The organism is Caulobacter sp. GW821-FHT09H08 (assembly GCF_059415885.1).
The window spans coordinates 16,476-42,193 of sequence record NZ_JBWKOC010000004.1 but is presented as its reverse complement, the minus strand read 5'-3'; the positions used below and the strand labels follow the sequence as shown (position 1 = coordinate 42,193).

The following is a 25,718-nucleotide window of genomic DNA, read 5'->3' as shown; positions in this document are numbered from 1 at the left end:
GGCGCGGCTTACCGCCCTGGCCTCGGGAACATCTCCCGTCCCGTCGGATCGGTCTCCAGCACGGACTCGTGCAGGCTGGAGATCGCCACCGTCGGCCGGCCCTCTTCGTCCACCTGGAACAGGCCCCAGTCGATGTCGGCGACCTCGGGTTCGCGGATGTCGGGGTCGGCCAGCAGGTAGCAGAACGAAAACAGCGCATGCCACTGCATCACCCTGACGATGTCGCTGACGTCCAGCGGATCGACGCCGGCGGCGAGGACGCGTTCCAGCGCCGGGGCGATCGCGCCGCCGGGACTGTCGAACTTCGTCCGCCGTTCGCGTTCGATCCAGCTGGTGTCGCCGTCGGCCACGAGGGTGCGCCAGGCCTGTCGCAGGAACAGGAACCGCTGCAGCTGGGGGATGCCCTCTTTGATCTGCGATTTGGCCGACAGCTCGGGCTCCGAGGCGCCGAGCTTGGCGAACAAGGCGGTCAGCTCTTCGAAGGTCATGGATGTCCTCGCTCTCGGTGACGTCGCCGCGTGCTGTCAGCCTAACGCGCGAAACGTTTCACGGGATGGCCTAGCCGCCCGCCAGCGCGCCCTTCAGCACCTCGTACACCCGCCGGTCGCCCATCTGGCCGACATTGAAGCGCATGTAGTCCGAGGCGGTCTGGGCCACGCTGAAGACGTCGCCGGGGGCCAGGATCACGTTCCGCTCCAGGGCGAGGCGGGCGACGCGCGAGGCGTCCTGGCCGTCCGGCAGCCGGCCCCAGAGGTAGAAGCCGCCGCGCGGGGTGACCCAGATCTCCACCCCCAGATTGGCCAGGCGGGCGGCGGTGTCGCGGCGGGCGGTCGACAGGCGCCGGCGCAGGGCCTCGACATGCCGGCGATAGCCGCTGTCCATCAGGCTGTCGAAGATCAGCTGGGCCGCCACCGGGCTGGCGCCGCCGAAATTGGTGGCGACCTGCAGGTCGACCATGGCCTCGATCCAGTCGGGCCGGGCGGCGATGTAGCCGCAGCGCACCGAGGCCGACAGGGTCTTGGAGAAGCTGCCGATGCGGATGACGTTGACCAGGCCGTCGAAGGCCGCCAGGCGCGCGGAGGGTTCGGGCTCGAACTCGGCGAAGATGTCGTCCTCGACGATGACCAGGCCGTGGGCCGAGGCCAGGGTCAGCACCTTGTGCGCGGTCTGGGCCGACATCGTCGCCCCGGTCGGATTGTGGATCGCCGAGTTGGTGACGTAGAGGCGCGGCCGCTCCTGGGCCAGCACCTGCGCGAAGCGGGCGATGTCGGGGCCGGTGGGCGTGTAGGGGACGCTGACGATCCGAACCTTGTGGGCGCTGAGCAGGGCCTGGAAGTTGAAGTAGCAGGGATCGTCGACCAGCACCGTGTCGCCGGGCCGCAGCAGGAAGCGGCAGATCAGGTCGATGGCCTGGGTGCCAGAGGCGGTCAGCAGCAGTTGTTCGGGGCCGACCTCCAGCCCGTCGGCGGCGCAGCGGCGGGCCAGCAGCTGGCGCAGGTCCAGCAGCCCGCGCGAGTGACCGTAGTCGGCCAGCACAGCGTCGTCGGCGCGGGCGAGGCCTCGCAAGGCCCGGCGGACGATGGCGCCCGGCATCCAGTCCGGCGGCAGCCAGCCGCAGCCGGGGCGCAACGCGTCGGGCGCGGCGTCCAGCGACTGGCGCGACACCCACAGCGGATCGATGGCCCGGTCGGTGCGGGGCGCGAGGTCGTTGACGGTTGGCGCGGCGACGCCGGCCGAGACGTAGAAGCCCGAGCCCGGCCGTGACAGCACCACGCCCTCCGACACCAGCCGGTCATAGGCCTCGACCACGGTGGAGGGCGACACCTTCAGGCTCGCGGCCAGGCCTCGGATCGAGGGCAGGCGCTCGCCTTGGGCCAGGGTCCGGCTGGCGATGCGGCCCCGGATGGTGTCCATGACCTCGTGGGTCCGGCTCATGACGCGCTCCTCAACTGTATGGCTATGAGTAGCATACAGTTTGATTGGAATTGTACGGATCGTCGCTGGGCGCGCCGGGGCGACCCTGGCTAAGCCTGCCGCTTCTTCTTCGAGTGGCGGACGCATGGAAACGACATCCAAGGGCTGGGGCAGCGGGCTGCTCGGCGTCATCATCTTCAGCGGCTCGCTGCCGGCCACGCGAGTGGCGGTGGCCGGGTTCCAGCCGGTGTTCCTGACTTCGGCGCGGGCGGTGATCGCGGCCCTGCTGGGCGTGGTCCTGCTGCTGGCCTTGCGGCAGAAGCGGCCGGCGACGGCGGACCTCGGGCCGCTGGCGGTGGTGGCGCTGGGCGTGGTGGTCGGCTTCCCGCTGCTGACGGCCCTGGCGCTGCAGCACATCGACACCGCCCACTCGATCGTCTTCGTCGGCCTCTTGCCCCTGGCGACGGCGGTGTTCGGGGTGCTGCGCGGCGGCGAGCGGCCCAAGCCGGCGTTCTGGGTGTTCTCCATCGCCGGCAGCCTGTCGGTCGTGGTCTTCGCCCTGTCGCGCGGCGGCTCGGGCTCGGTGGTCGGCGACCTGCTGATGGTGGCGGCGATCGTCGCCTGCGGCCTGGGCTATGCCGAGGGGGCGGTGCTGTCGCGCCGGCTGGGCGGCTGGCAGGTGATCTGCTGGGCGCTGGTGCTGGCGCTGCCGGTCATGGCGATCTTGGCGGTGGTCACCTTGCCGATCCGCTGGAGCGGGATCGGCGCGCCGGCCTGGCTGGGCCTGGCCTATGTATCGATCTTCAGCATGCTGGTCGGCTTCGTGTTCTGGTACCGAGGCCTGGCCCTGGGCGGCATCGCCAAGGTCGGTCAGTTGCAGCTGTTGCAGCCGTTCTTCGGCCTGATCCTGGCCGGGCTGCTGCTGCACGAGCCGGTGGCGCTCAGCATGGTGGCCGTCACCGCCGTGATCGTCCTGTGCGTGGGCGGCGCCAAGCGCTTCGCCTGAGCCCCGCCTTTGACATGCCGCCGCGCGAGGGAGATATTCCAAATAACGATACGATAAATCATATATTGGGACGAGACTCATGGCTCCGGCGACGATCTCGCGGCGTAGCGCTCTGGCGGGAGTGGGGGCGGCAGCGGTCGTAACTTCCCACGCCCTGGCCGCCGGAGGCCTGCCCCAGCGCACCGTCCGCGCCGCCGCGCCGTTCGACATGCCCAGCATCACGATCCCGGACTTCCGAAACAGCCGGCGCTTCCCGATCACCGACTTCGGCGCTGACCCGGGCGATCAGGCCAAGACCAGCCAGGCCCTGGCCCGCGCCATCGACGCCGCCCACCAGGCCGGCTCCGGCGTCGTGGTCGTCCCCGCCGGCGTCTGGCCGACCGGCAAGATCCACCTGAAGAGCAACGTCAACCTGCACCTGGCCAAGGGCGCGACCCTGCTGTTCTCGTCCGATCCCAACGACTACCTGCCCGCCGTGCCGACCAGCTGGGAAGGGCTGGAGTGCTACAACTACTCGCCGCTGGTCTATGCCTATGACTGCGAGAACGTCGCCATCACCGGGCAGGGAACGCTGGAGGCCAAGCTCGACGTCTGGCAGGTCTGGTACAAGCGCCCCAAGCCGCACCTGGACGCCCTGGTCGCCCTCTACGAGATGGCCGTGAAGGGCGTTCCGATCGCGCGGCGCCAGATGGCGACCGGCGAGAACAATCTTCGCCCGCACTTCGTCCAGTTCAACCGCTGCCGCCATGTGCTGGTCGAGGATATCAAGATCCGCCACAGCCCGTTCTGGACCCTGCACCCCTATCTCTGCCGCGACGTGGTCATCCGCCGCGTCGACGTCATGGCCCACGGCCACAACAACGACGGCGTCGATCCGGAGATGAGCCAGAACGTGCTGATCGAGGACTGCGTCTTCGACCAGGGCGACGACGCCGTCTCGGTGAAGTCCGGGCGCGAGTTCGACGCCTGGCGGTTGGCCAGCCCGGCCCGCAACATCGTCATGCGCCGCTGCCAGGTGAAGAACGGCCACCAGCTGATGGCCATCGGCAGCGAGCTGTCGGGCGGGGTCGAGAACGTCTTCATCGACGACTGCCACTTCACCGGCGACGGCAAGGGCGCCGACGGCTGGGCCGTGCCGGTGGCCAACATCCTGTTCGTGAAGACCAACGAGCGACGCGGCGGCTTCGTGCGCAACATCCACCTGTCGAACGTCTCGGCCACCAAGGTCGCCGGCGGGGTGCTGTCGGTCGACACCGACGTCCTCTACCAGTGGCGCACCCTGGTCCCGACCTATGAGCGGCGGCTGACCCCGATCCAGGGGCTGCACGTCAGCGACGTCCGCGTCGCCGAGGCCAAGTTCGTCTGCCAGATCAAGGGCGCGGCCGAGCTGCCGGTCCGCGACGTGTCGCTGCGGCGCGTGAAGGTCGCGACGGTCACCGGCCAGGCCATCGACAACACGGCGGTCGAGGGGTTTTCGGTCAGCTAGCTCCTGGCCAGTTCCGCCTCGACCTGCCCCATGCGCTCCTTGCCGAAGAAGATCTCGTCGCCGACGAAGAAGGTCGGGATACCGAAGGTTCCGCGCCCCACGGCGGCCTCGGTGTTGGCGACGAGCTCGCCCTTGACCGCCGGATCGCCGGTCGCCGCCAGCAGGGCCGCGCCGTCCAGGCCGGCGGCGTTGGCCGTGGCGACGAACACCTCGGGATCGTCCAGCTTGAGGCCGTCCTCCCACATGCCTTTCAGCATCGCGTCCAGATAGGCCTCGCCGACGCCCGCGTGCTGGGCGGCGATCATGCCGCGCATCAGCAGCAGGGTGTTGACCGGGAAGTGCGGATTGAAGCGGAAGGCGGTCAGGTCGTGCGCGGCGATGAAGCGGCGCATCTCCAGCATCTCGTAGTCCATCTTGCCCTTGATCCCGCCGAAGGCGAGGGCCGGCGCCTGGTTGCCGGTGGCCTTGAAGATGCCGCCCAGCAGGCAGGGTTTGAGGGCCACGGTCGCGCCATGACGAGCGGCGAGGGCGGGCAGCACCTTCCAGGCCAGGTAGGCGTTGGGGCTGCCGAAATCGAAGATGAAGTCGACGGATTTAGCGGTCATGGCGGCGCTCCTCACCAGCTCTCGGCCCAGGGCCGCAGGTCGATCTCGTGGGTCCAGGCCGAGCGCGGCTGGTTGTGCAGCCAGACATAGTTCGCGGCGATGTCGGCGGGCTTCAGGATCAGGTCCTGCTCGCGCAGGTCGTCGACGCTGTCGCGCATCGAGCGGATGAAGACCCCGTCGATCGCCCCGTCCACCACGACGTGGGCGACGTGGATCCCCTTCGGCCCCAGCTCCCGCGCCGCGCTCTGGGCCACGGCGCGCAGGCCCGCCTTGGCCGAGGCGAAGGCGCAGAAGCCGTCCTTGCCGCGCAAGCTGGCGCTGGCCCCGGTGAACAGGATGGTGCCCCGGCCGCGCGGAGCCATCATGCGGGCGGCCTCGCGGGCGGTGAGGAAGCCGGCGAAGCAGGCCATCTCCCAGACCTTGCTGAACACCTGGGCCGTGGTCTCGACCAGGCCGAAGCGGACGTTCGCGCCGATGTTGAAGACCACCACCTCCAGCGGCCCGACCTCGGCTTCGATCCGGTCGACCAGGGCGATCATTTCGGCCTCCTGGCGGGCGTCGACGCCATAGGCGCGGGCGTCCTGGCCCCCATTCTCCTTGGAGTCGCGAATTTCGGCGGCCAGGGCCTCCAGCTGGTCCAGGTGACGTGGGCGGCGGGTCATGCAGACGGTGTAGCCCTCGGCCGCGAAGGCCCGGGCGATCGCGCTCCCGACCCCGTCGCCGACGCCCACCACCAGGCAGGCTCCCTTGGTCGTTCCAGGCATGGCGCTTTCCTCCGGCGTTCTCACGTCAAGTTCGTATTGATTCTGTACGGAGTCAAACGCAGAATGACGCCAGACCTCGGAGGCGACGATTCGGCGATGAAGTGGGACGACTTGTCAGCCCAGCCCTGCTCGGTTTCCCGCGCGCTCGCGGTAATCGGCGACCGCTGGACGCTGATGATCCTGCGCGACTGCTTCCTGGGCGTGCGGCGCTTCGAGGCCTTCCAGCAGCGCCTGGGCATCTCGCGGACCATCGTCACCGACCGCCTGCGGGTGCTGGTCGAGGAGGGCGTGCTGCGCCGCGAGGCCTACCAGTCCAACCCGCCGCGCTTCGAGTACCGCCTGACCGCCAAGGGCCTGGACCTGCACCCGGTGGTCATGGCCGTCGCCCACTTCGGCGACGCCTACTATGCGGACGAGGCCGGCCCGCCGGTGCTGCGCCGGCACAAGGGCTGCGGCTGCGACTTCCATCCGGTGCAGGTCTGCTCCGAATGCGGTGAGGTCGTCACCGCGCGGCAGGTCGAGGCGCGGGCGGGCGCGGGGTTCCCGGAGCCTTAGTCGCCAAAACAAAAGCCCCGCGCCTTGCGACGCGGGGCTTTCGAATTTTCGGACCTGCCGGATCGCGGTCAGGCGATCCTTTCGGCCTGCCAGATCGCCTTAGGCGATCTTCTCGACCTGATTGTATTCCAGCTCCACCGGGGTGGCGCGGCCGAAGATCGAGACGGTGACGCGCAGGCGGGCCTTCTCTTCGTCGACATATTCGACCGAGCCGTTGAAGCTGGCGAACGGGCCGTCGGTGACGCGGACGTTTTCGCCCACTTCGTACAGGACCACGGCCTTCGGGGCGGCGACGCCCTCTTCGATCGTGCCGATGATGCGCTGGACTTCCTTTTCGGAGACCGGCATCGGCTTGGAGCCGCTGCCGAGGAAGCCCGTGACCTTCGGGGTGTTCTTGATCAGGTGGTAGGCCTCGTCCGAGAGGTTCATCTTCACCAGGACGTAGCCCGGGAAGAACTTGCGCTCGGCGTTGATCTTACGACCGCGGCGGATCTCGACGACCTCTTCAGTCGGCACGAGGATCTCGGAGAAGTTCTCCTCCAGGCCCTGGTTCTTGGCCTGCTCGCGGATGCTCTCGGCCACCTTCTTCTCGAAATTCGAGTAGGCGTGGACGATGTACCACTTGTGGTTCGGGTTCGAGGCGGTTTCGGTGCTCATCGTCTATCTTATCCCGAGGTGGCCAGCTTCAGAAGCTGGTTCATCGCCAAGCCCACGCCGCCGTCGATGGCGGTGAAGAACAGCGAGGCCACGACCACCATGATGAAGACCATCACCGAGGTGATCCAGGTCTCCTTGCGGGTGGTCCAGGTGATCTTGCGGGTCTCGGCGCGCACTTCACGGAAGAACTGCACCGGGTTCGTGCGCTTCTTGGGGGCGGGGGCAGCGGCGGTCGTCGTCGCGGCGGCGCCGGGCGCCATCGCCGCTGCCGTTTTCGCGGCGCGGTTCTTCATCGCGGACGGGGTCGATCCCGGTTTCCTGGCCATGCTCTTGAGGCTCACGACTTTCTAATGTGACCGGCCAGAATGGCGGCCTGTCGGATACATATAGTGGCAGGAGTGGGGGGACTCGAACCCACGACTTTCGGTTTTGGAGACCGACGCTCTACCAGCTGAGCTACACTCCTGCAGACCGACCGACCTTTCGGCCGACGGGCATCCAGAGACAGACAGCGCGCCGGTAGGCCCAAGGCCTCGGCGCGCCATGTTCTGTCGCCAGAGCCGCGCCATTTAGCAGGGTCGCACCCGGCCGGCAAGCGGCGCGGAACGGTTTGAGAGGTTTGTCGCATCGAGCGGAGCCGAAGACGGCCACGCACCGGGGTTTTCGCCGGGGTCCCGAGGGATGTTCGCGAGGATCGAAGCCCGGTCCGGAACGTTATCCCGCCATGCCGACGATCAACACACAGACCCCTTCGCCTTCCCTCAGCGACCGTCCGTCGAATCGGGAAGTCGAGAACGAGAACCAACGGTCCGCGTCTCACGAGGGCCAGCCGCCTAGGCCGGCCACCGAGCCGCGCGGCTCAGGCGACAGCACCCGATCGCCGAAGACCCGGACTGATCCGGGCTCCGGCGAGGGTTGAGGGTTTCCGATAAGGCCGAGGCTAGATCAGCCGGCCTTCTCGGTCTTGGTCTTGGCCGCCTTGTCCTTGTCGGCGTCGACAGAGGCGCTGGCCGGCGTGGTGGCGCCGCACTGAATGCCCAGGTAGCTGAACTTGATATTGGTCAGTTCACGCCCGCACTGGGTGTTCTTGCCCTTGTCGGTGCCGCGTAGCGACACCGCCACGCCCTTGGACAGGTCCGGCGCGGGACTGGCGGAGCTGATGTCATAATATCCGCCGCCTCGGCCCTTCACGACCAGGCAATCCGTCTTCTCGACGGGCCGCACGCAGCCCGATGCCGTGACGGCTGTTCCTTCGACGACAACTTGATTGGCCTGCGCGACTTTCGTCTTCGCGCCGCCGTCGCTGCAACCAGCCAAACCAAACGCTAACAGACCGGCCGCCGCGGCGGCCCCTACGAACCAAACCCGCATACGTTCCTCCGTATCGTTGGCTCCGCGAACGAAGCAAAAGGAAGTCTGCGCCTCGTTTCGAAGAGCGGCAATCACATTTTTGACGTTTTCGAAAAACTGGTTCGCCGGTCTTCGTGGATTGGGAAAAAGATTGTCCTTAATCGGCGAGCGTCCGCACGTGGCGCGAGAATTGTCGGCGATGCGACGCAATCTCATGCCGCGCGACTCGATCGCTTTTCATCATCTGAATAATTGTTCGCGGACCCAGGCGAGGGTTGCTTGGCGTCGGTCAATACTGCGACTCATCTTCAGAGGCATGCGCGAGGCCGCATCGGAGCCGACGATGACCGAGTTTTTCCAATGCCGGCTTTAGACAACCCGCGTTGACATGAAGACGCCGGCGCCCAAATGAGGCACGCGCCGCCATAGGGCGTGATAGCCGAAAGTGGATGCCGGTTTCGGCGGCCATCACGCCCTAAGCTAAGATCCCGCTTGGGGGCCTTTGGCGGCGCTAGTCCGAGCCCGGCCTGGGCCTTTCAGCGCCTAGCGCGTCTACAGGATAAAGATTTCAGATGACGGCCACCGCGACCGTTCCTTCCCCCACTGGCGCCGCCCCCGTGAAGGAAGCTCCGTTCCACGTCGAGAAGGTGCTGTGGGTCAAGCATTGGACCGACCGCCTGTTCAGCTTCGGCATCACCCGTCCGGCCTCGATGCGTTTCCGTTCGGGCGAGTTCGTGATGATCGGCCTGCCGCCCCGCGAGGAACTGGGCGAGAAGAAGCCGATCCTGCGCGCCTATTCAGTGGCCTCGCCGCACTTCGCCGAGGAGCTGGAGTTCTTCTCGATCAAGGTGCCGGACGGTCCGCTGACCTCGCGCCTGCAACTGATCCAGGAGGGCGACGAGGTCCTGCTGGGCAAGAAGCCGACCGGCACCCTGGTGCTGGACGCTGTCCGTCCGGGCAAGCGCCTCTTCCTGTTCGGCACCGGCACGGGCCTGGCGCCCTGGCTGTCGGTGGCCCGCGACCCCGACGCCTACAGCCGCTTCGAGCGCGTGATCGTCGCCCACGGCGTGCGTGAAGTGCAGGAACTGGCCTATCGCGATCTCTTCACGTCCGAGATCCACGACGATCCGCTGGTCGGCGACGAGGCCAAGGCCCAGCTGACCTACTACCCGACCGTTACCCGCGAGCCGTTCGAGCGCCAGGGCCGCTTCACCGACCTGATCGAGAGCGGCAAGCTGTTCGCCGACCTGGGTCTCGACCAGGTGAAGTTCGATCCCGAACACGACCGCGCCATGCTGTGCGGCTCGATGGCCATGATCAAGGATACGGCGGCGCTGCTGGAGGCTCATGGGCTGAAGGAAGGTTCGAACGCCGACCCGGGCGACTTCGTGATCGAGCGGGCGTTCGTGGGGTAGGGCTGGCCCGATAACCTCGCCCTTCGACAAGCTTAGGGTGAGGTTATCTATTGGACCGCTCAGACAGTAGTCCTCACCCTGAGCCTGTCGAAGGGCGAGGACGGCTCTCCTGGCGGTTAGGCGAAACGCACGTGACCATTCTCAAGAACCTCACCGTCGAGGAAGCCCGCGCCCGGATTCTGTCCGGCGCTGTCCGCCTCGGCGTCGAGACCGTGCCGCTCGCCGACAGCCTGAACCGCGTCCTGGCCGAGCCCGTCGTCGCCCCGCGCCATCAGCCCCCCTTCGACGCCTCGGCCATGGACGGCTGGGCGATCCGGCGGGTCGACTACGTCCCGGGCAAGGCCTTCGCGGCCGTCGGCGAGAGCGCGGCGGGCAAGGCGTTTTCCCGTGAGGTCCTGGCCGGCGAGGCCGTCCGCATCTTTACCGGCGCGCCCGTGCCCGCCGGCGCCGATCTGGTGCTCATCCAGGAAGAAGCCGTCCGTGACGGCTACACCGTCCGTTTCGAGGCCGGCGACGATCCCAAGTCCAACATCCGACCGGCCGGCGGCGACTTCCGCGCGGGCGACGTCCTGCTGGAGGCCGGCGTCGTCATCGATCCCTGGCGGCTGTGCCTGGTCGCCTCCGCCGGGTTGGCCGAGGTCCCCGTCGCCCGCCGGCCGCGCGTGGCGATCCTGGCGACCGGCGACGAGCTGGTCCCGCCCGGCGCTTCGCCCCGTCCCGACCAGATCTTCGAGAGCGGCTCGTTCAGCCTGGCGGCCCTGATCGGCGCCTGGGGCGGCGAGGCGTTCCGGCTGAAGGCCCAGGCCGACGACGCCTCGGCCATCGCCGCCGCCGTGCAGCCTGTCGAGGCCGACCTGATCGTCACCATCGGCGGCGCCTCGGTCGGCGACCACGACCTGGTCAAGCCGGCGCTGAAGTCCCTCGGCCTGGAACTGGCCGTCGAGACCGTCGCCGTCCGCCCCGGCAAACCGACCTGGTCGGGGCGCCTTTCGGATGGGCGCCGGGTGCTGGGCCTGCCCGGCAATCCGGCCTCGGCCATGGTCTGCGCCGAGCTCTTCCTGCGTCCGCTGCTGGCGGCCCTGAGCGGCGGCGATCCCGAGGTCAGCCTCGTCCCCGCTCGTCTCGACGGCGCGCTGCCGGCCGGCGGTCCTCGCGAGCACTGGATGCGCGCGGCCCTGCGGATCGACGCCGAAGGGCGTACTGTCGCGACGCCGTTTCCGGACCAGGATTCCTCGCTGGTCGGGGTCTTTTCGCGCGCCGACGCCCTGTTGCGTCGACAGGTCGACGCACCGGCTGCCTCATCGAACGACGTCATCGAAGTTCTGCCGCTTCGGCGCGGTTGAAACCGCGACGGCGACGGATTGGCGTGCTAAGCCCGAACGACTCTGACCGGGGTTCGCCTCGGCCGTAAGGCTCAAGAGGTCCGTTCCATGGGGCATGCTGGCAAGATCGCGACGCACGTCCTCTTGGCCTTCCTGGCCCTCCTGGTGGGCCGCTACCTCGTCATCGACATGCCGTTCACGCCGGATACCCTGCTGCAGGCAGGCTATTACGCGTTGGGCGCCCTGATCGTCGAACTGGCCTTCCGGGTCGAGCGCGCGCCGTGGCGGTTCGTCTCGGCCAGCGACCACCTTCGCCTGTTCCGCTCGGCGTTCCTGACGGCGGCGGCCTTCATGGTCATCACCCGTTTCGTCCACCCCGGCATCGACGGCGGCCTGCGCACCGTGGCCGGCGCCGCGCTGTTCCAGGGCACCTTCCTGTCGGCCCTGCGCGTCATCCGCCGCAGCCTGCACGAGCGGATGCTGCTGGACTCGGTCCTGCGCCTGGGCCCCGCCTCGCTGCATCCGGCCCTGCCGCGCCTGCTGATTGTCGGCTCGGCCAACGAGGCCGAGGCCTTCCTGCGCGCTCCGGCCGGCCTGGGCGAACGCTATGCTCCGATCGGCGTCGTCTCGCCGCTGGACCGCGAGACCGGCGACGAGCTGCGCGGCGTCTGCGTGCTGGGCGCCATCGCCGATTTCGACCGCGTCCTGGCCCGGCTGCGCGACAGCGGCCTGCCGCCGTCGGCCATCCTGTTCCTGACCGACAGCGCCATGAGCACCTTCGGCGCCGAGCGCCTGGGCCGCCTCAAGACCGAGGGCGTGCGCCTGCTGCGTCGTCACGGCGTGGTCGAGATGGGCGCCTCGGGCGCCGACTCCGCCCCGGTGCTGCGCGAAATCAGCCTCGAGGAACTGCTGAGCCGTCCGCCGGTGCGCCTGGATCCTGAGCCGGTCCGCGCCCTGGTCTCGGGTCGCCGCGTGCTGGTCACGGGCGCCGGGGGCAGCATCGGCTCGGAGCTGTGCCGCCAGATCGCCGCCAGCGGCTGCGCCCAGCTGACCATGGTCGACGCCTCGGAATACAACCTCTTCCACATCGACCGCGAGGTCGCCCAGACCCATCCGGGCCTGCCGCGCCAGGAGGTGCTGTGCGACGTGCGCGACGCCTCCCGCGTCGCGCGTGTCTTCGCCGAGCAGCGTCCGGACATCGTCTTCCACGCGGCCGCGCTGAAGCACGTGACCCTGGTCGAGAACCACCCCTGCGAGGGCGTGCGCACCAACGTCATGGGCACCCGCAACGTCGCCCTGGCCGCCAAGGCCTGCGGCGCCGAGCACCTGGCCCTGATCTCGACCGACAAGGCCGTGGCTCCGACCAGCGTCATGGGCGCGGCCAAGCGCGTGGCCGAGGCCGTGGCCCGCCAGTACGGCGGCGGCGGCGAGATGCAGGTCAGCATCGTGCGCTTCGGCAACGTGCTGGGTTCGGCCGGTTCGGTGGTGCCGATCTTCCAGAGCCAGATCGCGCGCGGCGGTCCGATCACCCTGACCCACGCCGACGTCGAACGCTATTTCATGACCATCCCCGAGGCCGTGCAGCTGGTGCTGCGGGCCGTGGCCCTGTCGCGCATCTCGTCCGAGCCCGAGGCCGGCGTGCTGACGCTGGAGATGGGCGAGCCGGTCAAGATCATCGACCTGGCCAAGCGGATGATCGAGCTGCAGGGCCTGACGCCCGGCCGAGACATCGAGATCCAGATCACTGGCCTGCGTCCCGGCGAGAAGCTGACCGAGACCCTGGTCGACGCCAACGAGGTCGCCCGGCCCAAGGCGCCCGGCATCATGGAAGCCGTCCGCCTGGCCCCGGCGCCGACCATCACCGACGAGCGCCTGGCGGACCTGGACGGTCTGGCCGAGCTCGGCGACGAGGCCGGCGTGCGCGCCCAGCTGTTCGAGCTGGTCGAGGACCTGCGCCAGTCGGGGCCGTCCAAGGTCGTGAAGATCCGGGCGTCCTAGCCGTCGTCGCCGTCCGCTCCGGCGAGGTCGGCGGCGTCGAAGTCGTAGTCCAGCAGATCGCCCGGCTTGCAGCCCAGGGCCGCGCACAGGCGGGCCAGGGTGCGAAAGCGGATGCCCTTCACCTTGCCCGAGCGGAACAGCGACAGCTGGGTCTCGCTGAGCCCGACCTCCTGGGCGAGGTCGCGGGCCTTCAGGCCCTTGGCGGTGATCAGGGCGTCCAGGGTGACGCGGACGGGCATCAGATCATCTCATCGAGTTCGGCCTGCGCCGCCAGCGCCTGGTCCATGACCCGACCCAGAAGGAAGAGCGCGCCGCCGATCATGCCAAGGGTCATGCCGGCCACGTCGAAGTGCAGATAGCCGCCCTTGGCCGCGCCAACCAGCCGCATCAGGTTGCTGACGACGAAGACGCTGACGACGCCGCCGACGCCGAGCGAGATCCCGACCCGGCGCAGGGCCGAGGGCAGGGCGGCCTGGATCAGGCGGCCCTTGGCCACTTCGCCCAGGGCCTGGCCGATCGACCAGACGCCGAACAGGTAGCAGACCGCCGGCAGGCTCCAGACGATGTAGCTCAGCGTATTCGGGGCTCGGGGATGCGCCTTGAAGGTGAGGGCCCACAGGATGGGATGGACCAGCGTCAGGAACGCGATGACCCCGCCCACGCTGACCACCATGAACACGGCCAGCCAGCGGAAACGGCCGCACATGCGGCGGAAATTCTGGGCGTCCTTCGCGGTCACGGCGGCCTCCGATCCTGTCTCGTCTTTAATCTTGACTTAAAGACAAGGTGTCCGCAACTTTATATCTGACTTAAACGAAAGAGCGTCGCGACATGTCAGTCCCTGGGCCCGCCGCCATCGAGACCGAAGGCCTGAGCCGACGCTTCGGCGACCGCCTGGCCGTCGACGCGGTGTCCATGACCGTGCCCGAACGGGCCGTGTACGGCTTCCTGGGCCGCAACGGCGCGGGCAAGACCACGACGCTGAGGATGGTGCTGGGCCTGCTGCGGCCGAACGCCGGCGCGGTTCGGGTCTGCGGCCTGGACGTCGCCCGCGAGCGGATCGGCGCGGCGCGCAAGATCGGAGCGCTGCTGGAGGCGCACGGCTTCTACGGCAACCTGACCGGCCGCGAGAACCTCTCCCTGACCGGGACCTTGCTGGGCGTCCCGACGACCGACATCGATCGGGTGCTGGAGATCGTCGAGATGAAGGCCGACGCCGGCCGCAAGGTCGCCGGCTATTCCCTGGGCATGCGCCAGCGCCTGGGCCTGGCCCGCGCCATGCTGGGCGCCCCGCCGGTGCTGGTGCTGGACGAGCCGACCAACGGCCTCGACCCCGACGGCATCGCCGACATGCGTCGCTTCCTCCGGAGCCTGCCCGAGCGCACCGGGGCCACCGTACTGCTGTCCAGCCACCTGCTGGGCGAGATCGAGCAGACCGCCACCCATGTCGGCGTCGTCAACGACGGCCGGCTGGTGCTGGAAGGCGAGCTGGTGAAACTGAAAGCCGACCTCGCGCCCGAGATCGTCCTGCGCACGGGCGACGACGCCAGGGCCGTCGAGCTCTTGCGAAGCCACGACCTCGCGCCGGCCACGACCGAGGCGGGGCTGACGGTGACCCTGCGGTCCGGCGAGCAGCCCGATCAGGCGACGGCGGCGCTGAACCGCGCCCTGGTCCAGGCCGGTATCGCCGTCTTCGCCATCGGCCCCCGCGACCGGTCCCTGGAGGACATCTATCGCCAGGTCGCCCCCGCCTCCAAAGCCGCTCAAAGCCAACCGGAAGCCGCCTGATGCTCGCCGTCCTGTCCGTCGAAATCCGCAAGCTGAACCGCTCGCTGGCCGCCGTCCTGGCCCTGGCCGCGCCGTCGCTGATCGCCTTCTTTCTGTTCTTCAACCTGCTGCGCGGCAAGAAGGCCGGCGCATGGGAGATGTGGCTGCAATCCTCGAGCGGCATCTGGGCCTATTTCATGCTGCCGATGAGCGTGACGGCCCTGACCGCCCTGGTCGCGCACATGGAGCACGGCCCGCGCGCCTGGGATCACCTGCGGGCCCTGCCGGTGGCGCGGTGGAAGATCTACGCCGCCAAGGCCATCTGCGTGATCGCCCTGGTCGCGGTCATGACCGGCCTGAACCTGTTCCTGACCTGGGCCTCGGTCTCGGCCGCTTCGTCCCTGAAGCCGCTGGTGACGCCCACCGGAACGCCCGACTTCGCCAAGCTGGCCTGGCTGAACCTCAAGGTGGTCGCCGCGGCCACGCTGCTGGTGTCCATCCAGCTGTGGACAGCCCTGCGGTTCGCCAGCTTCGTGCCGGCCCTGGCGCTGGGCATCGGCGGCACCTTCTTCTCGGTGGTCGCGACCTCGGCCAAGGCCGGGGTATTCTTCCCCTGGCAGATGCCGGTCAACATGCTGGCCAGCGAGGCCTGGCGCGTGCAGACGGCCTTGGCCCTGGGAGGCGGTCTCGGAATGGTGGCCCTGGTCCTGGCCGTGCTGCACCTGGCCCGGCGGGAAGTGCTATAGGGGCGCGCCGGCAGCCTTTGACTCCCGACCCCACGCCTGCTACACGCCGCGCCTCGCTCCCGGACCCCGGTCCTGGGGCGTGCTTGTCGTTTTGGCGGCGAGTTCAAATCCGTGGAAGGGCCGCCAAGCCCGCACCACGGCTCACCAGCGAGGGCTCCGGCCCTCACGAGAGGATACTATGGCTAAAAAGATCCTGGGCTACATCAAGCTCCAGGTGAAGGCTGGCTCGGCCACGCCTTCGCCCCCCATCGGCCCGGCTCTGGGTCAGCGCGGCGTCAACATCATGGGCTTCTGTAAGGAGTTCAACGCGCGCACCGAGAACGTCGAAAAGGGCACCCCCCTGCCGACCGTCATCACGGTCTACCAGGACAAGTCGTTCACCTTCGTCACCAAGACGCCCCCGGCCACCTTCTTCCTGAAGCAGGCCACGGGCCTGAAGTCGGGCGCCAAGCTGACCGGTCGCGAGACCGTCGGTTCGATCACCCGCGCCCAGCTGCGCGAGATCGCCGAAAAGAAGATGAAGGACCTGAACGCCAACGATCTCGAGGCTGCCGCCAAGATCATCGAAGGCTCCGCCAAGGCCATGGGCCTGAAGATCGTGGAGGCCTAATCACATGGCTAAGCAACCCAAGCGCATCCAAGCCTGGACCGGCGATCGTGAAGCCGCTCACACGGTCGAAGCCGCCATCGCCCTGGTCAAGGCCAACGCCAAGGCCAAGTTCGACGAGTCGATCGAAATCTCGGTCAACCTGGGCGTCGACCCGCGTCACGCCGACCAACAGGTCCGTGGCGTCGTGAACCTGCCGTCGGGCACCGGCCGTGACGTCCGCGTCGCCGTCTTCGCCAAGGACGCCAAGGCGGCCGAAGCCACCGCGGCTGGCGCCGAGCACGTCGGCGCCGAGGATCTGTACGAAAAGATCAACGGCGGCTTCATGGACTTCGATCGCGTCATCGCGACCCCGGACATGATGGCCCTGGTCGGTCGCCTCGGTAAGGTGCTGGGCCCGCGCGGCCTGATGCCGAACCCGAAGGTCGGCACCGTCACCCCGAACGTCGGCCAAGCCGTGAAGGACGCCAAGGGCGGCGCCGTCGAGTTCCGCGTCGAGAAGGCTGGTATCGTCCACGCCGGCATCGGCAAGGCCTCGTTCACCGACGAAGCCCTGGTCATCAACGTCAAGGCGCTCATCGACGCCCTGAACAAGGCCAAGCCGTCGGGCGCCAAGGGCATCTACGTGAAGCGTATCGGCCTGTCGTCGACGATGGGTCCGGGCTTCAAGGTGGACACCAGCTCGGTCGGCTAATCGCCTTCTGAGACAAAAGTTCGCGAGCGGGCGCTAGGGCAACCTAGCGCCCGTTTTGCGTTTGGGCGGTGGTTTGGCGGGGCGGCTAGACGATGTTATCTTCCGTCTAGACGGAGACGATCCATGGCCTTTCACGTTCGCGATCCCGAGACAGACGCCCTGGTGCGCGAGTACGCCGAGCAGAAGCGCGTCGGCCTCACCGAGGCGATCAAGTTGGCTGTGACCAAGGCGCGCGCGGAAGATGAAAAGGTGCGTGAGGAGAAGCTGGCTAAGGCGCGGGCGATCTGTGCGGAGGTCGCGAGTTGGCCGCGCTCTGGGCTCAAGGCCGACAAGGCGTTCTTCGATGAAATGTACGAAGACTGATGTTCGTCGATGCTTCGGCCTGGGCCGCCATGTTGCTGGAAGAGCCTGAGGCCGAAGTCTTGAGGACGAAGCTGGCCGATGCGGCTGTCGTCCTGACATCGGCCATAGCCGGCTGGGAGACTGTCCGGGCCGTTTCGCGAGCAACCAGCCATGATCAGGCTGAGGCTGCGGACAGGCTCAACGACCTACAGCAGACCTTTGGTGCGCTACTGGTTCCCATTGGCGCCGCCGAACAGGATTTGGCGCTTCAGGCCCACGCCCGCTTCGGCAAGGGCGTCCAACCCGCCAAGCTCAACATGGGCGATTGCTTCGCCTATGCCTGCGCCAAGGTTCACGGCGTGCCGCTGCTCTACAAGGGCGAGGACTTCGCCATGACCGATATCGAGGCGGCCTGACGTGAGCGATGAGACCTTCGACGTCGCCGTGATCGGCGGCGGGCCGGCCGGGTTGATGGCGGCCGAGACCGTGGCCCGGGCAGGCAAGACGGTCGCCGTGTTCGAGAAGATGCCGACCTTCGGGCGCAAGTTCCTGATGGCCGGGCGCGGCGGGCTGAACCTCACCCACTCTGAGGACTTCGAGCGGTTTGCCCAGCGCTATGGCGCGCGGTCGGCGACCCTGCGGCCGCTGCTGGAGGCGTTCGCGCCGAGGGACCTCGTGGCGTGGGCCGAGGACCTGGGGCAAGCGACCTTCGTCGGCGCCAGCGGTCGGGTATTCCCCAAGGCGATGAAGGCTTCGCCGCTGCTGCGGGCCTGGCTGGCGCGGCTGGAGGGGCTGGGCGTCAGCTTGCGCACCCGCGCCGAATGGACCGGCTGGAGCGCGGACGGCAGCCTGCTGGTCAACGGCGAGATCGTGCGCGCCCGGACGGTGATCCTGGCCCTGGGCGGCGCCAGCTGGGCCAAGCTCGGCTCCGACGCGGCCTGGGTTCCGGCGCTGGACGGCCAAGCCGAGGTCGCGCCGTTCCGCGCCGCCAACTGCGGCTTCGACGTCGCCTGGAGCGATGTATTCCGCGAACGCTTCGCCGGCGAGCCCCTGAAGAATCTCGCCCTGCGCCACGGTGACAAGATCGCGCGCGGCGACGCCATGGTCGCGGGTTACGGCCTGGAGGGTGGGGCGGTCTACGCCCTGGCCGCGTCCCTGCGCGATGCGGTCGAGGCCGAGGGCAAGGCTGTGCTGACGATCGACCTGCGCCCCGACATCCCCGCCGAGACCCTGGAGCGCCGTCTGCAGCAATCGCGGGGCGGCCAGAGCCTGGCCAACTTCCTGCGCAAGGCGGTCAAGCTGTCGCCGGTCGAGGTCAACCTGCTGCGCGAAGCCCACGGCCTGGACCTGCCCGCCGACCCGGCCGCCCTGGCGGCGGCGATCAAGGCCGCGCCGATCGTGCTGACCGGCGTCCAGCCCCTGGAGCGCGCCATCTCTGTGGCCGGCGGCGTGAAGTTCGAGAGCCTGGACGGCCTTTCGCTGAAGGCCTGTCCCGACGTGATCCTGGCCGGTGAGATGCTGGACTGGGAGGCGCCGACGGGCGGTTATCTGCTGCAGGCCTGTTTCGCGACGGGCGTGGCGGCAGGCAAGTCGGCGGTGGCGCGCCTGAGCTAGGCGTCAAACTTGACCGAATGGCGTTCGGCGAGCACTCTCTCCGCTCCACTCCGGGGGGAGGGATCCCATGACGACCATCGACCAGGCGCCTGCTGTTGTCGGCGCGCGACCCGACGTGCTGTCCGGCGAACGCACGGCCTTCATAGACCGCTGGATCTACGTGTTCATGGCCGCGAGCTTCGTGGTCTATGTGCTTGTCGGCTTCATTCCGGACTCGCTGGCCAAGATCGCCACGGTCGAGGCCGGGCAGCGACCGCCGTTCCCTCTGGTGCTGCATCTGCATGCCGTCCTGATGGGCTCCTATCTACTGTTGCTGCTCACCCAGACCTCGCTGGTGGCGACCGGCCGTGTCGCCAACCATCGGCTGCTGGGCCTGGCGGGCGCCGCGCTGGCGGCGGCGCTGGTGGTGGTCGGGTTCGTGCTGATTCCCACCATCTATCACCAGGTCCACGGCGGGCTGACGCTGGCGCCGCCGCAGGCCAGGCCCCAGGTGCTGGAGCTGCTGACGTTCCTCGAGAACATCATGCTGGTCCAGGGACGCGTCGGCTTCATGTTCGCGATCCTGGTGTTCCTCGGCGTGCGGGCGCGGGCGACCGATCCCGGTTTCCACAAGCGGATGATGATCCTGTCGATCGCGGTCGCCCTGCCGGCCGCCTTCGATCGGATGACGTGGTTGCCGACGACGATGCCGGCCAGCCCGGTCGCGTCCGACCTCTACGTGCTGCTGGCGCTCGCCCCGATGGTCCTGTGGGACGTCTTCCGCAACCGCCGCGTCCACCGCGCCTACTGGGTGTGGCTGGCCGTCGCCGCGCCGTTCACCATCGCCGTCCACATGCTGTGGGACACGCCGTACTGGCACGCCACGGTCAAGCAGATGATGGGCGTCTGACGGCTACTTGATGACCGCCCGGATCCTGGCGGCCATGGCCTCCAGGTCTTTCGGGTCGGCGGGAGCGTTGTCGGCCAGGTAGGCGGGCTTGCCGGCGATGCGCGGGATCACGTGCATATGCAGGTGCGGCACGCTCTGGCCGACGCCGTTGTTCTGCAGGACCATGAAGCCCTCCAGCCCCAGGGCGTCGACCTCGGCCTGGCCGACCTTCTGGACGACGGTCATGACCTTGGCCAGGTCCGCCGGCGCCATCTCCAGGATGGTGCGGGCCTTGGAGGTCTTGGAGATCACCAGCACGTGGCCGGCCTCCAGCGGAGCGCGATCCATGAAGGCCAGGACGTCGGCGTCCTCATAGACCTTCCAGGCCGGCAGCTCGCCGCGGATGATCCGGGCGAAGGGGTTGGCCTCGTCATAGGCCGCCTTCAGCGGGATCCGCGAGCCGGCGGGCATGATGGTCGGGTCGAACCGCGCCAGCCAGCGCAGCACCTCGCTCTCCAGGGCGATGCGGGCGTCGGAGAAGCCGTGGTCGCTGGGCAACTGGGTCTCGACGACATTGCCGGGATCGGCCGCCCGCGCGGCGTCGGCCAACGCGGTGGTCATCTTGCCGACGCCGTACTGAGCCCCGACCAGCAGCAGGGGGCGCTTGGCGATGTCGCGGGTCAGGGCGGCGAGGTCCAGTCTGGCCTTGTCGCGCTCGATCTCGGCGATCAGGGCTTCGGGGCTGGTCCCGGCCAGCGGCACGGTGTCGGGCCGCATGGCGTCGGCGGCCTTCTTGCGGTCGAGGTCCGGCGTGAAGCGCGGATCGCCGCCGATGTTCCAGGCGTCCAGCAGGATCGTGCCGGCCACCTGCGGCCGCGCGGCCGAGGCGCTGGCGGCCATGAAGCCGCCCATGCTGTGGCCGGCCACGACGATGCGGGCCGGGTCGATGCGGTACTTGGCGACATTGGCCGGGTCGCGCAGGAAGTCGATCGCCGCTTCCGCATCGACGCGGGAATTGGCGAACGAGAAGGTCCCGGGGCTCCCCCATGAGCCGCGATAATTGATCTTCAGCACGTTCCAGCCGGCGCGGCGCACGGCCTGCATCAGGTCGATATTGGTCTCGTTGCCGGGAAAGCCGTGCAGGAACAGCATCGTCGGATGCGGCTGATCGCCGGCCGCCAGGTAGAAGACCGCGTTCACCTGGGCGTCGCCGGTCTTGATGGCGAAGGCGTCCATGGTCGCGGGCGTCTTGGCGTCGCGCGGGGTGTCGGCGACCACGGCCCTCGGCGTCGGCGGGGACCTCAGCTCGGCCAGGGCCGGACCGGCGATGGCCAGCAGGAGCGCGCTGAGCGCGACGGCGGTGCGACGCATGGAAATTCCCCTCGAAACCTGACGCCCATAGAGCACGAGTTCGCGGGCTGCTGCCACGGGTTGGCGCGGTGCGTTGCTATTCCAGACGTTCAACGACACGGCCAAGGACAGGGAAGGACGCCATGGCTTCGATTCACAAGGACATCCTGATCGACGCGAGCCCGGAGGCGGTCTGGGATGCGGTGCGCGACATCGGACGGATCCACGAACGCCTGTGTCCGGGCTTCGTGACCAGTACCGAGATGGTCGACGACGGCGCGGCGCGGATCGTGACCTTCGGCAATGGCATGCGGGCCAAGGAGGTCATCGTCGATCTCGACGACATCCGCCGCCGATTGGTCTGGACGGTCCAGAGCGAGCGTCTGGTCCACCACAACGGCGTCATGACCGTCGAGGACGCCGGCGAAGGCCGCGCCCGCGCCGTCTGGACCGCCGACGTCCTGCCGCACGCGGCGGCCGAGACGGTCGGGACGATGATGGGCATGGGCCTGGAGGCGATGAAGAAGCGGTTGGACGGGGCGGCCAAATAGGGCGGGTTGATATCCCGCCCGTCTTCGTCTATACGGCCCGCCTCTTCGACGGACTCCGGTCCGACGAAGAACCTGTTTGAGAACTACGGGGCGTGGGGTCACCAACGCCGTAATCGAGGAAGAGCCCTTCCTCGCCGTCGGGAGACAGGGATAGAGACGCCAAGTCTTCCTGCTCGTGGCCTCCTCTTCATTGAGGGCCGGTCCGAGACCGGAACGCGGCCGACTTTCCTTGAAACAGGCATATGCGACTCGCAAGCGGGAGCAATTCCGCATGGGACCGCATCTGGCTGCCGGAATGGTCCGGCCGCTGTTATTGAGTAGGAGACCGCAATGGACCGCGCTCAAAAGCAGGAATCGATCGAGTCGCTGAAAAGCGTCTTCGCCGATGCCGGCGCTGTCGTCGTGACCCACTACATGGGTCTGACCGTTGCGGAAATGACCGACCTTCGTCTTCGCCTCCGCAAGGAAGGCGCCGCGATCAAGGTTGTGAAGAACACCCTGGCCCTCAAGGCTCTGGACGGCTCGCTCGGTGAAAAGGGCGACACGCTCTTCACCGGCCCGGTCGCCATCGCCTACGGCCCGGACGCTGTCTCGGCCGCGAAGATCGCGGTGCAGTTCGCCAAAGAAAACGACAAGCTCAAGATTGTCGGTGGCGTCCTGGACCAGACCAACGTGCTGGACGAGAGCGCCGTTCGCGCTCTGGCGACCCTTCCGTCGCTGGACGAACTGCGTGGCAAGCTTATCGGCCTCATCCAGGCTCCGGCGACCAAGATCGCTGGCGTCCTGCAGGCTCCGGCCGCCCAGCTGGCTCGCGTCTTCAATGCCTACGCGACCAAAGACGCCGCGTAACGGTCATCCCCGCAAATCTATCCCAATCTCTCTAAGGAACTGACACATGTCGAAGCTCGAAAAGCTGGTCGAAGAACTGTCCACCCTGTCGGTGCTGGAAGCCGCTGAACTGTCGAAGCTGCTGGAAGAAAAGTGGGGCGTCTCGGCCGCCGCTCCGGTCGCCGTCGCCGCTGCTGGTGGCCCGGCCGCCCCGGTTGAAGCTGCTGAAGAGCAAACCGAGTTCACCGTTGTCCTGGTCGACGGCGGCGACAAGAAGATCAACGTGATCAAGGAAGTCCGCGGCGTCCGTCCGGACCTCGGCCTGAAGGAAGCCAAGGACCTGGTCGAAGGCGCTCCGCAGAACGTCGTCGAAAACGTCTCGAAGGCTCAAGCCGACGAAGTCGCCAAGAAGCTGACGGAAGCCGGCGCCAAGGTCCAAGTGAAGTAATCTGGCCCCCGCTTTCGCGGGGACTGGGTTCCTTTTGGAACTGCCGGAAGCGGCCTCGGAGGGAAACCTCCGGGGCCGTTTTCTTTTGGATGTCGCCTTCTCGACATTACTCGCGCGACGCGCTCAGATGCACGTATTCGTGGACCGATCAGGCGAGGGGCGCGCCGTAGCGCCGATCCCTGCCGCCGGTCCGCCATGGCGTGATCGAGGGGGCGCACATGCCGATCTGGGACTGGCTGATGAACCCCTCGGGGCTGACGCCGCACGGGTTCTGCCTGAGTTGGGCGCCGGGACTGGTGGCGACCCACGTCATCGCCGACTCGATCATCGGCCTTTCGTACTTCTCGATCCCTTTGGCCATCGCCTCGTTCGTCCGGCGGCGACCTGACCTGCAGTACGGCTGGGTGGGCTATCTGTTCGTCGGCTTCATCCTCGCCTGCGGGACGACCCATCTATGGTCGATCCTGACCCTGTGGTTCCCAGCCTATGGCGTGGAGGGGGTCATCAAGGCGGTGACCGCCGCGCTTTCTGTGGCCACGGCGGCGTTGTTGTGGCCGCTGATTCCGAAGGCGGCGGCCCTGCCCTCGACCGCCCAGCTGGAGCGGCTGAACGCCGACCTGGCCGCCAGTGTCGCCGACCATGAACGGGCCGAGGCCCTGCTGCGCCAGAGCGAGGTGGAGATCCGCCAGGTCAACCAGGATCTGGAGCGCCGGGTCGCCGAGCGGACAGCCGAGCTGGAAGAGGTCAACGCCCGCCTGACCGAGGCCCTTGAGCAGCGCACGGCCGCATTGGCCCAGCGCGACCTCTTGCTGCGCGAGGTCTATCACCGGGTGAAGAACAACCTGCAGATCATCGACGGCATGCTGGTGATGCAGGCCAGCCGCATGAGCGATCCCAAGGCCAAGGAGGCGTTGGCAGGCTTGCGCGGCCGCCTCTACGCCCTGGGGCTGGTGCACCACCAGCTGATGGAATCCCACGACCTGGAGACCTTCGACATCGCGCCGTTCCTGGAGGAGCTGACGCGCAACCTGGTCGAAAGCGGCGCCACGCGGAACATCGCGCTGACGGTGCGCGCCGCGCCGATGGCCGTCGGGTTGGATTTCGCGATCCCCCTGGGCCTGATCGTCACGGAACTGGTCACCAACGCGCTCAAGCACGCCTTCCCGAGCGGTGAGGGCGCCATCGAGGTGGTCCTGGAGCCGCTGGAGGACGGCATGGTCGGCCTAGTCGTCTGCGACAATGGGTCCGGGTTCGTCGACGGCGCGGAAACCGGTGGCAATTCCCTGGGCATGACGATCGTAAAGGGATTGGTGAAACAACTGGGCGGAACCTTGAACCTGACTCGCGATCAGGGCGTTCGCGGTGAGATGAGATTTCCGGGACCAGGCCCCAGATGACCAACCTGAACGGATCCGTGCTGGTGGTGGATGACGAGTTCCTGATCGCTCAGGGGCTCTGCATGCAGGTGGAAGGCATGGGTCTCAGCGTCTGCGGCACGGCGGCCACCGCCGACGAGGCTGTCGCTCTGAGCCGTGAGCATCGGCCGACGATCATCCTGATGGACATGCGTCTGCAGGGCGAGAAGGACGGCGTCGACGCCGCCCTGGCGATCCACCAGGAAGGCGGCGCCAAGGTCATCTTCGTCACCGGCTCGCGCGAGCAGGCGACGATCGACCGGATAAACGGCGGGCGTCCCGCGGGACTACTGTTCAAACCTGTCTCGGATCGGCAACTTCGACTGGCCATCGAAACGGCGATGACCGCCTAGGATTGCCCATATGCCGCTTGAGTTCGATCGACGCCGCGCCCTGGCCGGCGGCCTCGCCGCCTTGGCCGCTACGCCCGCTGTCGCCAGCGGTCTGCGCATCCCTGCCTCGGTCGCCGACAGCGAACTGCGCGGCCTCTCGCCGACGGGCGGCAAGAGCTACTGGGCGTCGGGCTCCAAGGGCTGGCTGATCCGGGGCAAGGGCGAGCGACAGGAGGCGGTTCGGATCGTCGGGGCCGAGAGCCTGGACTTCCGGGGGCTGCACGCCTTCGACGACGATCACGTGCTGGCCATGAGCGCCGGTCCGGGCGGGGCTTCGCAGCTGTGGCGCACCCGTGATGGCGGCAAGCGCTGGACGCAGAGCTTCGCCAACCTCGACCCCGACGGCTTCTGGGACTCGATCGACTTCGCCGACGGCAAGCGCGGCTTCATCCTGGGCGATCCGACCCAGGGCCGGTTCACGGTGCTCTATACCGCCGACGGCGGTGAGACCTGGAGCCGTTTGCCGGAGCAGGGCGTACCGCTGGCCGCGCCGAACGAGGGGGCCTTCGCCGCCAGCAACGGCTGCGTCGCCATCGGCCGCCACGGCCAGGTCGCCTTCTGCACGGGAGGCGCGGGCAAGGCGCGGGTCTATCTGTCGCGTGGCGGCGGCGGGGTGTTCGTGGCGCTGGACACGCCGATCCTGGCCGACGCCGCCTCGAAAGGCGCTTTCGCCACGACCTTCGCCAAGGACGGGACCCTGTGGGTCTGCGGCGGCGACTACAAGAACCCCAAGGCCCAGGGCGTGAACCTGGCGCGGCTGGCGCCGGGCGCCCTGACGTTCGAGGCGGTCGCCGCGCCGGCCGGTTATCTGTCGGGGATCTCGGTGAAGGGCTCGACCGTCATGGCCACGGGCCTGGCCGGCACGATCGTCAGCCGCAAGGGCGGGGCGTTCGAGCGAGTCTCGGAAGCGCCGCTGAACAGTGTGCGTCTGACGTCCGAGAAATCCGCCGTGCTGTGCGGACCCAAGGGGACGATCGGGCTCTGGAAGGCCTAGGGAACTCGCGTGGGCGGCCTACGTTCGTTC

30 protein-coding genes and 1 tRNA gene are annotated in these 25,718 nt (G+C 68.1%); 20 read left to right on the top strand and 11 right to left on the bottom strand.

What is annotated here, in order from left to right; translation table 11 throughout:
- Positions 1-8: 8 nt before the first annotated feature.
- Positions 9-488 carry a hypothetical protein gene (locus tag AC07NN_RS14505; protein WP_494642061.1) on the bottom strand — a complete coding sequence of 160 codons (480 nt, stop codon included), beginning with the start codon at positions 486-488 and terminating at the stop codon, positions 9-11.
- 70 nt (positions 489-558) lie between these two features.
- Positions 559-1,935: an aminotransferase-like domain-containing protein gene (locus AC07NN_RS14500; RefSeq protein WP_494642059.1), complete on the bottom strand. Its 1,377-nt coding sequence runs from the start codon at positions 1,933-1,935 to the stop codon at positions 559-561.
- Between the two features lie 124 nt (positions 1,936-2,059).
- On the opposite strand from AC07NN_RS14500, the gene AC07NN_RS14495 reads away from it, so the two are divergent.
- Entirely contained in the window at positions 2,060-2,920 is an 861-nt protein-coding gene (locus tag AC07NN_RS14495) for a DMT family transporter (protein ID WP_494642057.1), read from the top strand.
- A 79-nt stretch (positions 2,921-2,999) separates the two neighbouring features.
- Complete coding sequence (locus AC07NN_RS14490) at positions 3,000-4,406, top strand: glycoside hydrolase family 28 protein (protein WP_494642055.1); 1,407 nt, start codon at positions 3,000-3,002, stop codon at positions 4,404-4,406.
- On the opposite strand, the gene AC07NN_RS14485 is transcribed toward AC07NN_RS14490, so the two are convergent.
- Positions 4,403-5,026 carry a 2-hydroxychromene-2-carboxylate isomerase gene (locus tag AC07NN_RS14485; protein ID WP_494642053.1) on the bottom strand — a complete coding sequence of 208 codons (624 nt, stop codon included), beginning with the start codon at positions 5,024-5,026 and terminating at the stop codon, positions 4,403-4,405. The genes AC07NN_RS14490 and AC07NN_RS14485 overlap by 4 nt on opposite strands.
- The gene (locus AC07NN_RS14480; RefSeq protein ID WP_494642051.1) at positions 5,023-5,775 is read right to left on the bottom strand and encodes an SDR family NAD(P)-dependent oxidoreductase; all 753 of its coding nucleotides are present in this window, start codon (positions 5,773-5,775) and stop codon (positions 5,023-5,025) included. The genes AC07NN_RS14485 and AC07NN_RS14480 overlap by 4 nt, the downstream gene beginning before the upstream one ends.
- 96 nt (positions 5,776-5,871) lie before the next feature.
- Between AC07NN_RS14480 and AC07NN_RS14475 the strand changes: the two genes are divergently transcribed.
- Complete coding sequence (locus tag AC07NN_RS14475) at positions 5,872-6,330, top strand: winged helix-turn-helix transcriptional regulator (RefSeq protein ID WP_494642049.1); 459 nt, start codon at positions 5,872-5,874, stop codon at positions 6,328-6,330.
- A gap of 99 nt (positions 6,331-6,429) precedes the next feature.
- Here AC07NN_RS14475 and nusG read toward each other — a convergent pair whose 3' ends face one another.
- The 4 genes from nusG to AC07NN_RS14455 all read right to left on the bottom strand — a co-directional run bounded on the left by nusG (position 6,430) and on the right by AC07NN_RS14455 (position 8,358).
- On the bottom strand, positions 6,430-6,987 hold the full coding sequence (gene nusG, locus AC07NN_RS14470; RefSeq protein WP_494642048.1) for a transcription termination/antitermination protein NusG: 558 nt from the start codon (positions 6,985-6,987) through the stop codon (positions 6,430-6,432).
- Positions 6,988-6,995: 8 nt separating this feature from the next.
- Positions 6,996-7,313: a preprotein translocase subunit SecE gene (secE, locus tag AC07NN_RS14465; protein WP_494642046.1), complete on the bottom strand. Its 318-nt coding sequence runs from the start codon at positions 7,311-7,313 to the stop codon at positions 6,996-6,998.
- A 64-nt stretch (positions 7,314-7,377) separates the two neighbouring features.
- Positions 7,378-7,453: transfer RNA gene (locus tag AC07NN_RS14460), tRNA-Trp, on the bottom strand.
- Between the two features lie 479 nt (positions 7,454-7,932).
- A complete protein-coding gene (locus AC07NN_RS14455; RefSeq protein WP_494643955.1) occupies positions 7,933-8,358 on the bottom strand; it encodes a hypothetical protein in 426 nt (141 codons plus the stop codon).
- Positions 8,359-8,909: 551 nt separating this feature from the next.
- On the opposite strand from AC07NN_RS14455, the gene AC07NN_RS14450 reads away from it, so the two are divergent.
- The 3 genes from AC07NN_RS14450 (at position 8,910) to AC07NN_RS14440 (ending at position 13,072) form a co-directional block, all read left to right on the top strand.
- On the top strand, positions 8,910-9,752 hold the full coding sequence (locus AC07NN_RS14450) for a ferredoxin--NADP reductase (protein ID WP_494642044.1): 843 nt from the start codon (positions 8,910-8,912) through the stop codon (positions 9,750-9,752).
- Between the two features lie 131 nt (positions 9,753-9,883).
- Complete coding sequence (locus tag AC07NN_RS14445; protein WP_494642042.1) at positions 9,884-11,095, top strand: molybdopterin molybdotransferase MoeA; 1,212 nt, start codon at positions 9,884-9,886, stop codon at positions 11,093-11,095.
- A gap of 87 nt (positions 11,096-11,182) precedes the next feature.
- Positions 11,183-13,072 carry a polysaccharide biosynthesis protein gene (locus tag AC07NN_RS14440; RefSeq protein ID WP_494642040.1) on the top strand — a complete coding sequence of 630 codons (1,890 nt, stop codon included), beginning with the start codon at positions 11,183-11,185 and terminating at the stop codon, positions 13,070-13,072.
- On the opposite strand, the gene AC07NN_RS14435 is transcribed toward AC07NN_RS14440, so the two are convergent.
- Together AC07NN_RS14435 and AC07NN_RS14430 are read right to left on the bottom strand one after the other, a co-directional pair.
- Positions 13,069-13,311 (bottom strand): helix-turn-helix domain-containing protein, encoded by a 243-nt coding sequence (locus tag AC07NN_RS14435; protein ID WP_494642038.1) that lies wholly within the window; start codon positions 13,309-13,311, stop codon positions 13,069-13,071. The genes AC07NN_RS14440 and AC07NN_RS14435 overlap by 4 nt on opposite strands.
- Positions 13,311-13,811: a DUF2975 domain-containing protein gene (locus AC07NN_RS14430; protein ID WP_494642036.1), complete on the bottom strand. Its 501-nt coding sequence runs from the start codon at positions 13,809-13,811 to the stop codon at positions 13,311-13,313. Before AC07NN_RS14430 ends, AC07NN_RS14435 begins: the two co-directional genes overlap by 1 nt.
- A gap of 92 nt (positions 13,812-13,903) precedes the next feature.
- Between AC07NN_RS14430 and AC07NN_RS14425 the strand changes: the two genes are divergently transcribed.
- The 8 genes from AC07NN_RS14425 (at position 13,904) to AC07NN_RS14390 (ending at position 19,731) form a co-directional block, all read left to right on the top strand.
- On the top strand, positions 13,904-14,860 hold the full coding sequence (locus AC07NN_RS14425) for an ABC transporter ATP-binding protein (protein ID WP_494642034.1): 957 nt from the start codon (positions 13,904-13,906) through the stop codon (positions 14,858-14,860).
- A complete protein-coding gene (locus AC07NN_RS14420) occupies positions 14,860-15,585 on the top strand; it encodes an ABC transporter permease (protein WP_494642032.1) in 726 nt (241 codons plus the stop codon). Before AC07NN_RS14425 ends, AC07NN_RS14420 begins: the two co-directional genes overlap by 1 nt.
- A 178-nt stretch (positions 15,586-15,763) precedes the next feature.
- Positions 15,764-16,195, top strand: coding sequence for a 50S ribosomal protein L11 (rplK, locus tag AC07NN_RS14415; RefSeq protein ID WP_494642030.1), 432 nt, complete (start codon positions 15,764-15,766; stop codon positions 16,193-16,195).
- Between the two features lie 4 nt (positions 16,196-16,199).
- Complete coding sequence (gene rplA / locus AC07NN_RS14410; protein ID WP_494642028.1) at positions 16,200-16,886, top strand: 50S ribosomal protein L1; 687 nt, start codon at positions 16,200-16,202, stop codon at positions 16,884-16,886.
- Positions 16,887-17,009: 123 nt separating this feature from the next.
- A complete protein-coding gene (locus AC07NN_RS14405) occupies positions 17,010-17,249 on the top strand; it encodes a type II toxin-antitoxin system VapB family antitoxin (RefSeq protein ID WP_494642026.1) in 240 nt (79 codons plus the stop codon).
- On the top strand, positions 17,249-17,644 hold the full coding sequence (locus tag AC07NN_RS14400) for a type II toxin-antitoxin system VapC family toxin (RefSeq protein ID WP_494642024.1): 396 nt from the start codon (positions 17,249-17,251) through the stop codon (positions 17,642-17,644). The genes AC07NN_RS14405 and AC07NN_RS14400 overlap by 1 nt, the downstream gene beginning before the upstream one ends.
- Entirely contained in the window at positions 17,628-18,842 is a 1,215-nt protein-coding gene (locus AC07NN_RS14395) for a BaiN/RdsA family NAD(P)/FAD-dependent oxidoreductase (RefSeq protein WP_494643953.1), read from the top strand. The genes AC07NN_RS14400 and AC07NN_RS14395 overlap by 17 nt, the downstream gene beginning before the upstream one ends.
- A gap of 67 nt (positions 18,843-18,909) precedes the next feature.
- A complete protein-coding gene (locus tag AC07NN_RS14390; protein WP_494642022.1) occupies positions 18,910-19,731 on the top strand; it encodes a hypothetical protein in 822 nt (273 codons plus the stop codon).
- 3 nt (positions 19,732-19,734) lie between these two features.
- Here the strand turns inward: AC07NN_RS14390 and AC07NN_RS14385 are convergent, their stop codons facing one another.
- On the bottom strand, positions 19,735-21,081 hold the full coding sequence (locus AC07NN_RS14385; protein WP_494642020.1) for an alpha/beta fold hydrolase: 1,347 nt from the start codon (positions 21,079-21,081) through the stop codon (positions 19,735-19,737).
- Between the two features lie 122 nt (positions 21,082-21,203).
- Here AC07NN_RS14385 and AC07NN_RS14380 point away from each other — a divergent pair, with 122 nt between their 5' ends.
- The 6 genes from AC07NN_RS14380 to AC07NN_RS14355 all read left to right on the top strand — a co-directional run bounded on the left by AC07NN_RS14380 (position 21,204) and on the right by AC07NN_RS14355 (position 25,688).
- Positions 21,204-21,611, top strand: coding sequence for an SRPBCC family protein (locus tag AC07NN_RS14380; RefSeq protein WP_494642019.1), 408 nt, complete (start codon positions 21,204-21,206; stop codon positions 21,609-21,611).
- A gap of 330 nt (positions 21,612-21,941) precedes the next feature.
- Positions 21,942-22,460 (top strand): 50S ribosomal protein L10, encoded by a 519-nt coding sequence (rplJ, locus tag AC07NN_RS14375; RefSeq protein ID WP_492815307.1) that lies wholly within the window; start codon positions 21,942-21,944, stop codon positions 22,458-22,460.
- Positions 22,461-22,506: 46 nt separating this feature from the next.
- Positions 22,507-22,887 (top strand): 50S ribosomal protein L7/L12, encoded by a 381-nt coding sequence (gene rplL, locus AC07NN_RS14370; protein ID WP_494642017.1) that lies wholly within the window; start codon positions 22,507-22,509, stop codon positions 22,885-22,887.
- Positions 22,888-23,105: 218 nt separating this feature from the next.
- Entirely contained in the window at positions 23,106-24,284 is a 1,179-nt protein-coding gene (locus AC07NN_RS14365) for a sensor histidine kinase (protein ID WP_494642015.1), read from the top strand.
- Positions 24,281-24,655, top strand: coding sequence for a response regulator (locus tag AC07NN_RS14360; RefSeq protein ID WP_494642013.1), 375 nt, complete (start codon positions 24,281-24,283; stop codon positions 24,653-24,655). The genes AC07NN_RS14365 and AC07NN_RS14360 overlap by 4 nt, the downstream gene beginning before the upstream one ends.
- Positions 24,656-24,665: 10 nt before the next feature.
- Complete coding sequence (locus tag AC07NN_RS14355; protein WP_494642011.1) at positions 24,666-25,688, top strand: WD40/YVTN/BNR-like repeat-containing protein; 1,023 nt, start codon at positions 24,666-24,668, stop codon at positions 25,686-25,688.
- Positions 25,689-25,718: the final 30 nt, after the last annotated feature.